Genomic DNA, 12,668 nt, shown 5'->3' on the forward strand with positions numbered 1-12,668 from the left:
CCCAGCCGTAGAATCAGTATCGGCAATCATAAACATTTTCATTCTCTGTGGTGAAGCGCTGATTTTTGCGCTTCATGGATGGCTAACGGGTGCGATAGTTAAACAAGCCGATGAGTAATATAGCCATCTTTTCGAGTTAAAAAATCCGAGAATGTTTTTGGAATATTATTATAGTACTCATATATAAGGATAAGGGTATATTTTAAAGTTCACCGCGTTAAATTAGTATAAATAACTAATAATGAGGGGTAAGCTAAAAATGTTAAAAAGATTCCTCACAAAACGAATATGATTTGCTTCCATAAGCGAATTAGAACCACAATAATGTAGAAATTAAAGTAAATAGAGAGTAGGAACTCAGGTAGAGATGTTATTATCTATTAGGTTTTCTCCATCTTTACTTACAACTAAAAAAGATACTAAAGGATGATAATCGGTGGGTGATATTACAGCATATATTGACCAATTTGGATATATTGTGCTATTCGTTGCCCTTTTATTAGAATTGATCGCACTTCCATTACCAGGTGAAATTCTTATGACTTATACAGGATTTCTTGTTTTTCAAGGACGTTTAAATTGGATACTAAGTATTTTAATAGCTGGTTTTGGATCCTGTATAGGAATGACTATCTCTTACTGGATAGGTTATAAGGTAGGACAACCGTTCTTCGAAAAATACGGTTCTCGTTTTCATATGGGTCCAGAACGAATTGGAAAATTTTCCCACTGGTTTAGCAAGTATGGGAATAAGCTGTTGCTGATTGCTTATTTTATCCCTGGAATTAGACATATTACGGGGTACTTTTCAGGAACTACCCGACTGCCTTTTCGAATGTACGCTGTTTTTGCCTATACTGGAGCATTTCTGTGGGTGATGGTATTTATAACACTCGGTAAAGTACTAGGTCCACAATGGGAGACGTTTCACAGTTCAATTAAAAAGTATCTCATTATTGGGGTGATAGCAGCTGCCGTCGTTTTTATTGTGATTTACATCTACAAAAAATATAAAGAGGAGATAAAAGAGACAGTCATTAGGTTATTAAATCTAACTTTGACTATTTTTCATACGAGAAGACGAGTTGGCTTTCTATTAACTGTGACTTTTATCCTGACGTTGGGCCTTTTGATTCTCATGTTTGGCATGATAGAGGATTTTCTTGGAAACGAGTTTACCAATTTTAATCAAACTGTGGATTTATTGATTTCCTTAGTTTTTAATAAGGACTGGATAGAGGCAATGCAAATATTTTTATTCCTAGGTTCGAGGCAAGTCCAACTTATACTTATCAGCTTTACATTCATTTGGATTTTATGGAAAGGTGAGAATAAATTAATTGAGTTAGGTTCTCTGTTAATCGTTATTTTAGGTGGGGAACTCTTTGAAGAAAGTTTGAGGAGAATTTTTCAAATCCTTTCCCCTGTTCCCTATTCGTTCACGAATCATCCTTTTCGTAATTTTCCAAGCGAGCAATCTTTAATGAATTTTGTTTTTTACGGCTTTGCAGTATTTATATGTGTACGCTTTATAAAAAACGCTTGGTCTCACACCCTTGTTCCAATAGCCGGATTAGGTGTGTTAATTCTTATTGCCATCAGTCGATTGTTCTTTAAAGTCGAACTCCCGAGTGATATTGCTGCTGGCTACGTCTTTGGAGGAGTCTGGCTAGGCTTAAATATTCTCTTACTAGAAATATTTCGATTACTAAGGAGAATAGATATAGATCAATTACACTAGTAAGATAAATGGATATTGTGAATAAATGTACTTAAAGTAACTGGTGCTTTACTTAAATAAGCTCCATAATCAAAAGACCTTTAATATACACCAGTTTATACACAGTCGGTATGTTGAAGGCCTTTTGATAGATAGAAAATATAAGCGATTCCATACATGAGTTAAATGCCAAATACACTAATTTCTTTAGGAAATAACAATAAACCATAAAATTTCCTAAAAAAAATGTAAAGCATAACTCTTCCTAAAAGTTTAAATAAATAGTAAAACAAGATTTTATTCAAGTAATAATTTAATTTAATGGGTGATAAATCTTATATAAAGTGATGAAATGCCTTGTGGCTCTTAGGCTGGAAACTATATGCTTTATTACTAGGAAATTATATGCTTTACGTCACATTTAGTTTTCTTATTATAGTTTAAAAAATTGCTCCTCAAATAACAGTTTATTTTTTAAAAGAGCTTCATCATATTTACAAATACCAAGTATTTTAACTATAGTAATTGCTAAAGATTCGGATGGAAGAAGGGAATTAATTTCACCAACTAAAAATATGTTGATGGTGCGTGAAAGAGTTTCTTCCATCAAGAATCAGCACCTAATGAAAATATAGAGATGCTACAAATCTTTATTCGCCCATATGCAGCAGATTAAAAACCAGAAGTTCAATTTGCAGGAAGGACGATCGAGTAAAAGGGTGAGTGGTTAATTTATAAATTTTATCTGATCCCACAATCTACTTAACGGTGAGAACTTAACTAATCATCAGTCCTTACTCGTTAGAATTCCGTCGATCATATTAAATTCAGGTATTAAATCAGAAAGTGAAACGAATTCCGCCTGATTTTGATAGATGGGGATGTATTCTTTTAGGACGCTAAATGTCATAGGCCCTGGTACCCCAACATGACCAATAGCAATCGTTTTTTCATGGTCTATTAATTGCTTCGACAGTAAATCGGCTTGCTTCTTAATATGCTGTGTTGTATATACAGCATCAAAAAATAAATTATTTTCCAAAACAGGGACATTCATTTCAGTAGCTACTTTTTTCACGACACTCTTTCCCGTTGTCTTACTATCGAGATAGAATAGAGCGTTTTCCTTGCAGACTTCGAGAATTATCTTCATTATTCTCTCATCCTCCGTAATCTTAGAACCCATATGATTATTCATTCCGACGGCATGGGGCACATCTTTAATTGCAGACTCTACTCGTTCTCTAATTTCTTGATCACTTAAATCGGATGTGATGGCTCCAGGACCGAGCCAACTTTTCTTTCCTTTCTTTGGTTCCATCGGTAAATGGACAATGACTTCGTGACCATTATGATATGCAAGCTCTGCATCTTCTTTTGTAGAAGGCATAAACGGCATAATTGCTACGGTTAGTTTTATTGGCAAATGAAGTATTTCTTTCGTTCCTTTCATATTATTGCCAAGGTCATCGATAACAATTGCCAGCTCTTTTTTTAAATGCGGTGATGATTCTGCAAAAGCAGGTTGTATAAATGAAAATAGAAAAAGGATGCTACAAATCAATATTTTTTTCATGAACTACACCTCTGGATTTTTACTTTTAGCATCCCACAATTCTTACAAAAAATATGAAGCAAATTATGGTGCTTTTTGGAAGAAGGTTTGCTCACCATAATGTGTATAAAGTGAAGTATGGAAAGTTGCAAAAGATGGAATCAGTAGCTACCGATTGGGCAATATATTTTTATAAACAAAAATATATAACAACGGAGAAATCAAATGGACAGCAAATTCTTTGTCAAAACATTTGTAATCAGCTTGATGTTAACCATTCCATTCAGCAATCATATTACAGCCTTGGTTCAGGAAAGTAATCATTTCCCTATAAGTTTTAAAATCAATATGTTGCCGTGGCAAGAAGTAGACAAAATGATTCCTAATAAAGCAACATTCACCATCATCGATTTTGAAACTGGATTATCTTTCAATGTTCAACGAAGGGCAGGGGAAAGCCATGCAGATGTCCAGCCACTAACGAAGAAAGACACACAAATCATGAAGGAAATTTATAATAATACGTGGAGTTGGAAAAGGAGAGCCGTTATTGTAAAAGTCAATGACCAAATGGTTGCAGCGTCGATGCATGGAATGCCACATGGCGCTGGTGCTCTTAACAATGGATTTCCAGGCCACTTTTGTGTGCATTTTATCGGCAGCAAGACACATCGATCAAATAAAGAAGATCCAGCCCATAAAATAATGATTTTGAGGGCAGGGAATCAGCTTGATGAATATTTGACTAAGGTGAACCCTGAAGAGTTAATACAGATCTTCGTGATTGCAATGAATCAGAAAGATGATTATTTGTTGGATCGAACCTTTACAAAATCCGATCATCAGCAAGATTTTCATAAACTTGTTGTAGATATCACAAGAATTGATATCATTGAGATGGAGCTTTCAGAATCACAACATAAAGAAAATAATGATTTGCTTGTCAAAATACCTGTTGAAATCAAGATGATGACAAAAGAAGATGGAATAGTAAAGAAAACAGTACAATTTACGATCCAAAGAACGGGGATAATGGATCGTTGGCTTATTAATCGTGACGCACTATACGAAGAATTCAGCTGAAAGTGAATTAGACGGCATATTTTCCGAACTTACTTCATTTGGCTACCTTTTCTCAGCGAACAATGTAAGGGTGCTGGATTGAATCGGATAATGATTAACAATTTTCCATAACCTAAAACAACCATCTGTTAAAGCAGGTGGTTGTTTTAGGTGTAAAGCATATCTCTATTTTTTTATTCATACGTGCATGGGAAACGTGAGTGAGTATCGCAAAGAAAATCCCGATTCTGTTCAACTAACATTAAGTGGGGGGCGGATATTACCCCCACTTAATGAAGCTTCACTTTATCAAAAATGTTAGACATGGGAAACTTAATATAGAAAAAGCTCTAAGAAACGAGAGTCTTTCATGTCAGTTCGTAACATCATTTCCGAAACCGTTACAAATTCATATCCTTCTTTTGCTAATATAGGTAAAATCCTTTTTAGTGATTCAACGGTTCGGCTTCTGTCTCCGCCTGCATCATGAAGCAGAATAATATCACCTGGACTTATATTCCTAATGATGTGATTCGTAATTCGATTGACACTAGGATTTTTCCAGTCCTCAGGATCCTGATGCCATGACCAGAGGACAACATGATAACCGCTATCGACTGCTGTATTTATGATTAAATCATTATAAGTTCCACCAACTGGACGAAAAAGCGTTGGTTTCGTTCCAGTAATTTCATAAATGATTTCTGCTGTTGCATCTATTTCCTTCTTTAACTCCAAAGAACTCACGGGGTGATAGTGATGATTATAGGTATGATTTGCTATTTCATGACCCTCTGTATATTGACGATAAACAAGCCCAGGATATTTTTTAGCATGTGCACCCAAAACAAAAAAAGTAGCTTTTGCATTATACTCTGCCAATGTATCTAGAATATTAGGAGTGTATAGCGGATGTGGGCCATCATCAAAGGTGATCGCAACCATTTTTTCCTTCGTATCTAAGTCCCATGTGACCTGACCTGTCTTTTCATAGTCCCAGCGGTCTTTTGCTAATGCCTGCATATTTGAAAAAAAGAATACATAAAAGAATAGTGAAAGGAAAAGGATAAATGGCCGTCTCTTCATGATAACTGCACCTCAATGAAAAAATATTTTATGACTACAAAGGAATGTGGTCTCTCATTAGTCTATGGAGTTTTAAAAAATTTAGTCATTCGGAAAGGCGCTTATTTTACTTCCGTCCATAATCTGCTTTGATTTCACCCCAGTTTTTTGTGTCCCATTTCAGTATTTTATTTTCATATGAATGATGGTGGAGCCAGTCGAGGGCACGGTCAATCAAGTCCCATATTTCAGCGGTAGACTCATCCCTTTTCAAAGTTGTTGACACGGCCTTTTCCCTTATCCATTTCATGGCATTTCGTGAATCAGTATAAACGGTTTTATTACTACCAATCTGATTCAAATATGCCAATGCATGCACAATCGCAAGGAATTCTCCTAAATTATTCGTGCCTTTACTAATTGGTCCGTACGAAAAGATTACTTCTCCCGTTTCTGTATCTACACCTTGATATTCCACTGGACCAGGATTTCCGCGGGTTCCAACGTCAACGGAAATGCTATTAAAATCGATTTCATTGGAGGTTAAAGCGCTTAGTTTACCTGAACTTGTTTTTCTATTCGATTGACCTTTCGCAGTTTTTTGCGCATTTCCTTTACCCCAATGATGTTGCCAGCCCTCACGATAAGCCTTTTCCGCTAGTTCCAGACTTTCAAAGGATTTGAACTTTGCTTGATCAAAGTGGTTCGTCTGCGCTTGGCAGTCTGACCAGCTCGAATATATACCTGGTTTTCTACCAACCCAGACAACATAATATTTTTTCTTTGCCATTGTATGTCTCCTTACGCGTTAATCATTTTCATCAATTATATCATTATATAACAAGTGTCAAACATGTTTAGTACATTCCCTGGTATTTTTACGTCTATTGATTAATACAATAGTGATTCGTAGTAACTCTACATAGTAGGATTCTACTTGCAAAATATTTTAATTATTGTTATTATTATACCAACTTGAAGGGGAAATACATTATTATTTCTTTCGTGCATAAGGTTGGATAGACATAGAATATGTGAAACAAGTTACTTATAGGATATTTCAGACCTTTATCATGCACAGAAAAGAAAGCGGTTTAATTTCCTTGTAAGTTAATGTGTTTATGGTCTAATGGGAAGGGGGGCAGACATGATTTCCTTTAATAATGTGAACAAATATTATGGTGATTTTCATGTTTTGAAAAACATTAACCTAATGATTAACAAGGGGGAAGTAGTTGTCATCATTGGTCCATCAGGGTCTGGTAAAAGCACGTTATTGAGATGTATCAATAGACTGGAAACAATATCTGACGGTTCTTTGACAATCGGAGACAAAGCAATCCATGATAAAAATACGGACATTAATAAAGTTAGGCAGCGGATTGGAATGGTATTTCAGCAATTTAATTTATACCCACATAAAACAGCGCTTGAAAATATTACGCTTGCTCCAATGAATGTATTAAAGAAATCAAAGGAAGAAGCCAAAGAGACTGCTGAGTTCTACTTAGGAAAAGTGGGGATTCCGAATAAAGCTTCCTCCTATCCTTCTCAGCTTTCAGGAGGTCAGCAACAACGTGTCGCAATTGCAAGGGCGCTTGCCATGAAACCGGAAATATTACTCTTTGATGAGCCAACTTCAGCACTTGACCCAGAAATGGTAGGGGAAGTATTAGATGTTATGAAGACGCTTGCGAAGGAAGGAATGACAATGGTTGTGGTAACACATGAAATGGGATTTGCCAAAGAAGTAGGAGATCGAATTATCTTTATTGATGAAGGTCAAATTCTTGAAGTGGCCGATCCTGTGGAATTTTTTGAGAACCCACAAGAGGATCGGGCTAAATTATTTCTTAGCCGTATATTAAATCATTAAAGAGGAGAGAGAATATGAGAAAACTAAAAAGATTATCGGTTTTAGCAGTAATTGCTCTGCTTTCTATTATTCTATTAGCTGCATGTGGTTCTAGTAGTGATAAAGAAAGCGGGAATGTGTTAGAGACAATTAAGGATCGTGACAAAATCATCTTCGGTGTGAAATATGATACTAGACTCTTTGGGTTAAAGGATCCAGCTTCAGGCGAAGTAGAGGGATTTGATATTGATATTGCGAAGCAAATCGCAAAAGAAATCGTAAGTGATGAAACGAAAGTTGAATTTGTTGAAGTTACATCAAAGACAAGGATACCTCTATTGAACAAAGGGGATATTGATGCGATTATCGCGACCATGACCATTTCTGAAGAACGTAAAAAGGAAGTTGATTTTTCTGATGTTTACTTTGAAGCAGGTCAATCCCTATTAGTTAAAAATGGTAGTCCAATTGAAAGCATCGATGACCTTACGAAAGATACAACGGTACTTGCGGTAAAAGGATCCACTTCAACGGATAACATTCGCGAAGCAGCTCCAGATGCACAAGTATTGGAATTTGAAAATTATCAAGAGGCATTTACTGCCTTGAAATCTGGACAAGGGGATACATTGACAACGGATAACTCAATTCTTTTAGGAATGGCTTCGGAAGATGATTCTTTCGGATTGGTAGGCGGTACATTCACTGACGAGCCTTATGGTATTGCAGTTAAAAAGGGGCAAAAAGAGCTAGTAGATGCAATTAATGATGCTTTGACAACAATTAAAGATAATGGGAAATATGACGAGATCTACAACGAGTGGATTAAGACGGAATAGAAATAATTATTTAGAAGTGTTCATTGACAGGATGGGCATGAAAAAATGCCCATCCTAATTAAATGATGTGGGGGGAGCTATGTTGGACTTCTCGATTTTGATAGATTACTCGGATATGTTGTGGGATGGCTTTAAAGTCACGATTGTCGCAAGTTTAATAGCACTAGTCGCGAGCTTCATTATAGGGACAGTTGTAGCCGTTATGCGTATTACCCCCATTGCACCATTGCGTTGGGTCGGAACAGCATATGTTGAGTTTTTTAGAAATATTCCTTTGGTCGTTATCGCCTTTTTCTTTTTTATAGGAACACCGGCGATTGGAATAAGGTTTAGTGGTATTACGGCGGGTACAATTGCACTTTCTATTTATACATCAGCGTTTATTGCTGAAGCCGTTCGTTCAGGTATTCTATCTATTCCAAAAGGGCAAATGGAGGCTGCAAGATCATCAGGCCTAAATTATATGCAAACAATGCGAATGATTATCTTGCCTCAAGCAATTAAAATTGTGATACCTCCAATCGGTAATCAATTTATTAATTTAGTGAAAAATTCATCCATTTTGGCACTGATTTCCGGAGCTGATTTAATGTACCAGGCGGATCTTATTTCTGCTAAAACATTTATTGTTTTTGATGTATATATATTAGTCGCATTGCTTTATTTAATTATCACCATTCCATTAAGTGTAGGCTTAAGGTACATAGAAAGCCGTCTTGCAAATACTTATTAAGGAGGGGGCAAAATGGATTTTATAGGTGCATATTCGCTAGATAATTTAGCTTTTTTAATGCAGGGATTCTATATGACATTAAAAGTGGCGGTTGTGTCAATTATACTTAGCTTTATCATCGGTGGGATACTTGGAACAATTCGATTCACGAGAGTACCTGCCATATCGCAAATAGTTGTCGCTATCGTTGAAACAATCCGGAATTTGCCACTTCTATTGATTATATTGTTTACATATTTAGCATTGCCTGAGATCGGTATTAATCTAGGTAATACCGTTTCGGCTATTATTGCTTTAGTTGTATTTGAATCATCCATGATTGCTGAAATTGTCAGGGGAGGATTGGATTCAGTTGAAAAGGGACAAATTGAGGCAGCACGTTCCTCTGGTCTTACATATTTGCAAGCATTGCGAACAATCATTCTGCCCCAAGCATTGAAGCGAATGGTACCGAATCTTGTCAGTCAATTTATCTCCTTGTTAAAGGATACGTCACTTGCGGTTGTCATTTCGCTGCCTGAATTGCTTCACCATGCAAAAATTATTCAAGCACAAAACACACAATATGTCATTCCAATTTTCATATTAATTGCATTAATATATTTTGCAGTAAACTATGTATTATCTTTGATTGCAAAAAGGCTAGAACTAAAGCAAACATGATTTTGTCTTTGATCCATCTGAAGGGGAGAAAGGATAGAGGCAGCTACTTGAATTGCGAGAAAGTGAACCTGAACAGCGTCACGTAATGTCCAGGTTCATAAAAGTATGCGTTTGATTTTAGAATAAGTGGGGACGATTACGGATGTTATTTAGAGAGTTGTGCTGTTTTATATAATATGAAAGTGGTCGTTTCCTGAGCTTTAACCAATTCCTCATGGATTTCATCGACTATTTCTTCTAAGCGGTCTCACCTATAATTAATCGGTTTAAATCCTTCATCCATCTTTAAATTAAATGGAAAGGTCTACATTTATCGTCTTTTTACTAAAAAAGTGCTATAATAAGAATATCAAGGATAAATTATTAGATTCTTTATTGAACAATAAAGAAGTTAAAATCCCCTTTCCATAGGGCAGATGAGGTGAATGGAATGAATGAAGTAACGCTTAATAAAAATAATCAATTAAGTGAAATATTGCAAGGCATGGGCCGTGTAATGGTTGCGTTTTCTGGCGGTGTTGATAGCGCTGTAGTATTGAAAAGAGCACAACAAGAACTTGGCGACCAAGTATTAGCTGTTGTTGTTGCATCTGAATTATACCGTGATTCTGAATTTGATGCTGCAGTTAAGCTAGCAGAAGATATGGGTGTCGCTGTTCTTAAGACAGAGATTAAAGAACTTGAAGATGCAAATATCGTAGCAAATCAAACAGAAAGCTGGTACTACAGCAAGAAATTACTTTATACACATTTAAATAAATTAGCGGAAGAATTAGATTATCCATATGTTCTAGATGGTATGATCATGGATGATGAAGAAGATTTCCGTCCAGGACTAAGAGCTAGAACAGAAGAAGGAATCCGCAGTGTATTACAAGAAGCAAATATTTATAAAACGGAAGTTCGTGAGCTTGCAAAAGAATTGGATCTTCCAGTATGGAATAAACTTGCTTCATGTAGTTTAGCATCAAGATTCCCATATGGTACAGCACTTGATAAGCAAAAAGTAAATCAAGTAAACGAAGCTGAACTTTATTTAGCTCGTATCGGTTTTGCTTCTGTTCGTGTACGTTACCATGAAAATGTAGCACGAATTGAAGTTGCAGCAGATAAGATTGCTGATCTATTAACAAAACGTGAAGAAATTCAAAATAAACTTGTATCACTTGGATTCGACTATGTATCTGTTGACCTTCGTGGATACCGTTCAGGAAGCATGAATGAAGTTCTACCTGAATTAGCAACTGAACAAAAAATGGCTGCAAATGCTTAATTGAAATCATTGTTTTTTTGCCGGGAGGTTACTACTTCCCGGTTATTTTTTTCGTTTGTGTACGAAAACCGATTAATAGGTTATACAATGATTATCTGCTATAATGCAATGTTATAATGGGTATTAGAAAACTAAGATTTAGCCAAGTCTTTAGATTATAGTGCTGCCTTTGTTGCACTTATCTACCAATAAAATGTAAGGAGATTTGATATGAAAATTCTTTATTTGGATTGTTTTTCTGGATTAAGTGGAGATATGACAATTGGTGCACTCATTGACGCTGGTGGGGATTTTTCCCATTTAGAAAAGGAATTAAAGAAATTGCAAATAGATGATGAATATGAACTCAAGGTAAGCAAGGTAGTGAAAAATGGAATAACGAGTACCAAGTTTGATGTTGTGTTAGGAAATGAGCAAGTACATACGCATGCGCATGAGAACGAAGAACATACACATGACCACGACCATAAACATGAACATGCTCATGGCCATACAAATGATCACGACCATACGCATATGCATGAGCATGCTCATAGCCATACACATGATCACGATCATACTCACACGCATGACCACCGTGCATACCGAGAGATTATCCAACTGATTGGACAAGCTGGTTACTCTGAAAAGGTGGAAACAATGGCATTAAATATGTTTAAGAAAATTGGTGAAGCGGAAGGGAAAATCCATGGCGTGCCACTTGCAGATGTTCATTTCCACGAGGTTGGTGCAGTTGATTCCATCATCGATATTGTTGGTGTGGCTATATTAATCGAGCAGCTTGGAGTGGATGAAATTAGATCAGCGCCAGTTCCAACTGGATCAGGTCATATTCATATAGATCACGGGGTATTTCCAGTGCCAGCACCAGCAACACTGGAAATTTTACGTGGCGTACCACTTGCGAAAAGTGAGTTGAAATCAGAGTTGACAACACCAACTGGAGCAGCAATTGCGGCAGTACTCGCAGCAGAGTATGGTACATTTCCGGCAATGAAGGTGACAAGTATTGGCTATGGTGCTGGAACGAAAAACTTTCCCAATCACCCAAATGTTTTACGCGTAATGATTGGTGAATAGTAAATTTGCACGAAACATGTCGAACGGTGAAATTAGGAAGTATGGGGTGAAGAAATGATGGATGAAATATTAAAACAAGTACAAGCAGGCACTTTATCAGTTGAAGAAGCGAAGAAAGCGTTGGCAACATATGAGGATTTGGGATTTGCAAAGGTCGATCATCACCGGCAAAAACGACAAGGATTCCCAGAGATTATTTATGGAGAAGGAAAGACGGTAGAACAAATCATTACCATTCTTGAAGCAATTAAAGCGAAGAATAATGATGTCTTAATTACAAGGGTTTCTGAAGAGAAGGCAAACAGTGTGCTGGAAGTCCATCCGGAATTTACGTATCATCAGGTGGCAAAAATTTTATATTGGAAAACCGAACAGATGCATGTTGAAGAATCTGACAGCTTTATTGCAGTTCTCTGTGCAGGTACATCTGATTTACGTGTTGCGGAAGAAGCGGCGATTACTGCCGAGGTTCTTGGAAGTAATGTGAAGCGATTCTATGATGTTGGTGTTGCCGGAATTCACCGCCTGCTCGATCATGCCGAAGAAATTCAAAAAGCGTCGGTTTCCGTTGTAGTTGCAGGAATGGAAGGTGCGCTACCAAGTGTTGTCGGTGGACTTGTATCCCATCCGGTAATCGCAGTTCCGACGAGTATTGGCTATGGGGCTAACTTCCACGGATTATCGGCATTACTAACGATGTTAAATTCCTGTGCGAGTGGCATTAGTGTTGTTAACATTGATAATGGCTTCGGTGGGGCATATAGTGCTGTATTAATTGATCAGATGGCACGGAATAAAAAGTGAAATTTTAGCAAGAAAGAGG

General features: G+C 36.7%; 13 protein-coding genes. 9 read left to right on the forward strand and 4 right to left on the reverse strand.

From position 1 onward, the window contains the following. The first annotated feature begins 436 nt into the window (after window positions 1-436). Window positions 437-1,741 (forward strand): VTT domain-containing protein, encoded by a 1,305-nt coding sequence (locus tag CWR48_RS09975; RefSeq protein WP_115773096.1) that lies wholly within the window; start codon window positions 437-439, stop codon window positions 1,739-1,741. Window positions 1,742-2,153: 412 nt separating this feature from the next. On the opposite strand, the gene CWR48_RS20415 is transcribed toward CWR48_RS09975, so the two are convergent. Next, window positions 2,154-2,330, reverse strand: coding sequence for a hypothetical protein (locus CWR48_RS20415; RefSeq protein ID WP_211316731.1), 177 nt, complete (start codon window positions 2,328-2,330; stop codon window positions 2,154-2,156). A gap of 177 nt (window positions 2,331-2,507) precedes the next feature. Next, entirely contained in the window at window positions 2,508-3,296 is a 789-nt protein-coding gene (locus CWR48_RS09980) for a divergent polysaccharide deacetylase family protein (protein WP_115773097.1), read from the reverse strand. A gap of 204 nt (window positions 3,297-3,500) precedes the next feature. On the opposite strand from CWR48_RS09980, the gene CWR48_RS09985 reads away from it, so the two are divergent. Continuing rightward, entirely contained in the window at window positions 3,501-4,358 is an 858-nt protein-coding gene (locus CWR48_RS09985; RefSeq protein WP_115773098.1) for a hypothetical protein, read from the forward strand. A gap of 312 nt (window positions 4,359-4,670) precedes the next feature. Here the strand turns inward: CWR48_RS09985 and CWR48_RS09990 are convergent, their stop codons facing one another. After that, window positions 4,671-5,423, reverse strand: a complete 753-nt coding sequence (locus tag CWR48_RS09990; RefSeq protein WP_115773099.1) for a polysaccharide deacetylase family protein — start codon at window positions 5,421-5,423, stop codon at window positions 4,671-4,673. A 106-nt stretch (window positions 5,424-5,529) separates the two neighbouring features. After that, window positions 5,530-6,192 carry a ribonuclease H gene (gene rnhA, locus CWR48_RS09995; protein WP_115773100.1) on the reverse strand — a complete coding sequence of 221 codons (663 nt, stop codon included), beginning with the start codon at window positions 6,190-6,192 and terminating at the stop codon, window positions 5,530-5,532. A 357-nt stretch (window positions 6,193-6,549) separates the two neighbouring features. Here rnhA and CWR48_RS10000 point away from each other — a divergent pair, with 357 nt between their 5' ends. From CWR48_RS10000 to larB, 7 genes are all read left to right on the forward strand, one after another. After that, the gene (locus CWR48_RS10000; protein ID WP_115773101.1) at window positions 6,550-7,278 is read left to right on the forward strand and encodes an amino acid ABC transporter ATP-binding protein; all 729 of its coding nucleotides are present in this window, start codon (window positions 6,550-6,552) and stop codon (window positions 7,276-7,278) included. A 14-nt stretch (window positions 7,279-7,292) separates the two neighbouring features. Then, window positions 7,293-8,096 (forward strand): transporter substrate-binding domain-containing protein, encoded by an 804-nt coding sequence (locus tag CWR48_RS10005; protein WP_115773102.1) that lies wholly within the window; start codon window positions 7,293-7,295, stop codon window positions 8,094-8,096. Between the two features lie 79 nt (window positions 8,097-8,175). Next, on the forward strand, window positions 8,176-8,829 hold the full coding sequence (locus tag CWR48_RS10010) for an amino acid ABC transporter permease (protein ID WP_115773103.1): 654 nt from the start codon (window positions 8,176-8,178) through the stop codon (window positions 8,827-8,829). Window positions 8,830-8,841: 12 nt separating this feature from the next. Continuing rightward, entirely contained in the window at window positions 8,842-9,492 is a 651-nt protein-coding gene (locus CWR48_RS10015) for an amino acid ABC transporter permease (RefSeq protein WP_115773104.1), read from the forward strand. A gap of 430 nt (window positions 9,493-9,922) precedes the next feature. Further along, window positions 9,923-10,765 (forward strand): ATP-dependent sacrificial sulfur transferase LarE, encoded by an 843-nt coding sequence (gene larE / locus CWR48_RS10020; RefSeq protein ID WP_115773105.1) that lies wholly within the window; start codon window positions 9,923-9,925, stop codon window positions 10,763-10,765. A 210-nt stretch (window positions 10,766-10,975) separates the two neighbouring features. Beyond that, window positions 10,976-11,845: a nickel pincer cofactor biosynthesis protein LarC gene (gene larC / locus CWR48_RS10025; protein WP_115773106.1), complete on the forward strand. Its 870-nt coding sequence runs from the start codon at window positions 10,976-10,978 to the stop codon at window positions 11,843-11,845. A 54-nt stretch (window positions 11,846-11,899) separates the two neighbouring features. Next, window positions 11,900-12,649, forward strand: coding sequence for a nickel pincer cofactor biosynthesis protein LarB (gene larB, locus CWR48_RS10030; protein ID WP_115773107.1), 750 nt, complete (start codon window positions 11,900-11,902; stop codon window positions 12,647-12,649). Window positions 12,650-12,668: the final 19 nt, after the last annotated feature.

This window comes from Oceanobacillus arenosus (assembly GCF_003369575.1).
Classification (GTDB): domain Bacteria; phylum Bacillota; class Bacilli; order Bacillales; family Amphibacillaceae; genus Oceanobacillus; species Oceanobacillus arenosus.

Coding starts and splice junctions, on each gene's coding strand:
- CWR48_RS09980 (WP_115773097.1), bottom strand. CDS start 3,296: ATGAAAAAAATATTGATTTGTAGCATCCTTTTTCTATTTTCATTTATA.
- CWR48_RS09985 (WP_115773098.1), top strand. CDS start 3,501: ATGGACAGCAAATTCTTTGTCAAAACATTTGTAATCAGCTTGATGTTA.
- CWR48_RS09990 (WP_115773099.1), bottom strand. CDS start 5,423: ATGAAGAGACGGCCATTTATCCTTTTCCTTTCACTATTCTTTTATGTA.
- rnhA (WP_115773100.1), bottom strand. CDS start 6,192: ATGGCAAAGAAAAAATATTATGTTGTCTGGGTTGGTAGAAAACCAGGT.
- CWR48_RS10000 (WP_115773101.1), top strand. CDS start 6,550: ATGATTTCCTTTAATAATGTGAACAAATATTATGGTGATTTTCATGTT.
- CWR48_RS10005 (WP_115773102.1), top strand. CDS start 7,293: ATGAGAAAACTAAAAAGATTATCGGTTTTAGCAGTAATTGCTCTGCTT.
- CWR48_RS10010 (WP_115773103.1), top strand. CDS start 8,176: ATGTTGGACTTCTCGATTTTGATAGATTACTCGGATATGTTGTGGGAT.
- CWR48_RS10015 (WP_115773104.1), top strand. CDS start 8,842: ATGGATTTTATAGGTGCATATTCGCTAGATAATTTAGCTTTTTTAATG.
- larE (WP_115773105.1), top strand. CDS start 9,923: ATGAATGAAGTAACGCTTAATAAAAATAATCAATTAAGTGAAATATTG.
- larC (WP_115773106.1), top strand. CDS start 10,976: ATGAAAATTCTTTATTTGGATTGTTTTTCTGGATTAAGTGGAGATATG.
- larB (WP_115773107.1), top strand. CDS start 11,900: ATGATGGATGAAATATTAAAACAAGTACAAGCAGGCACTTTATCAGTT.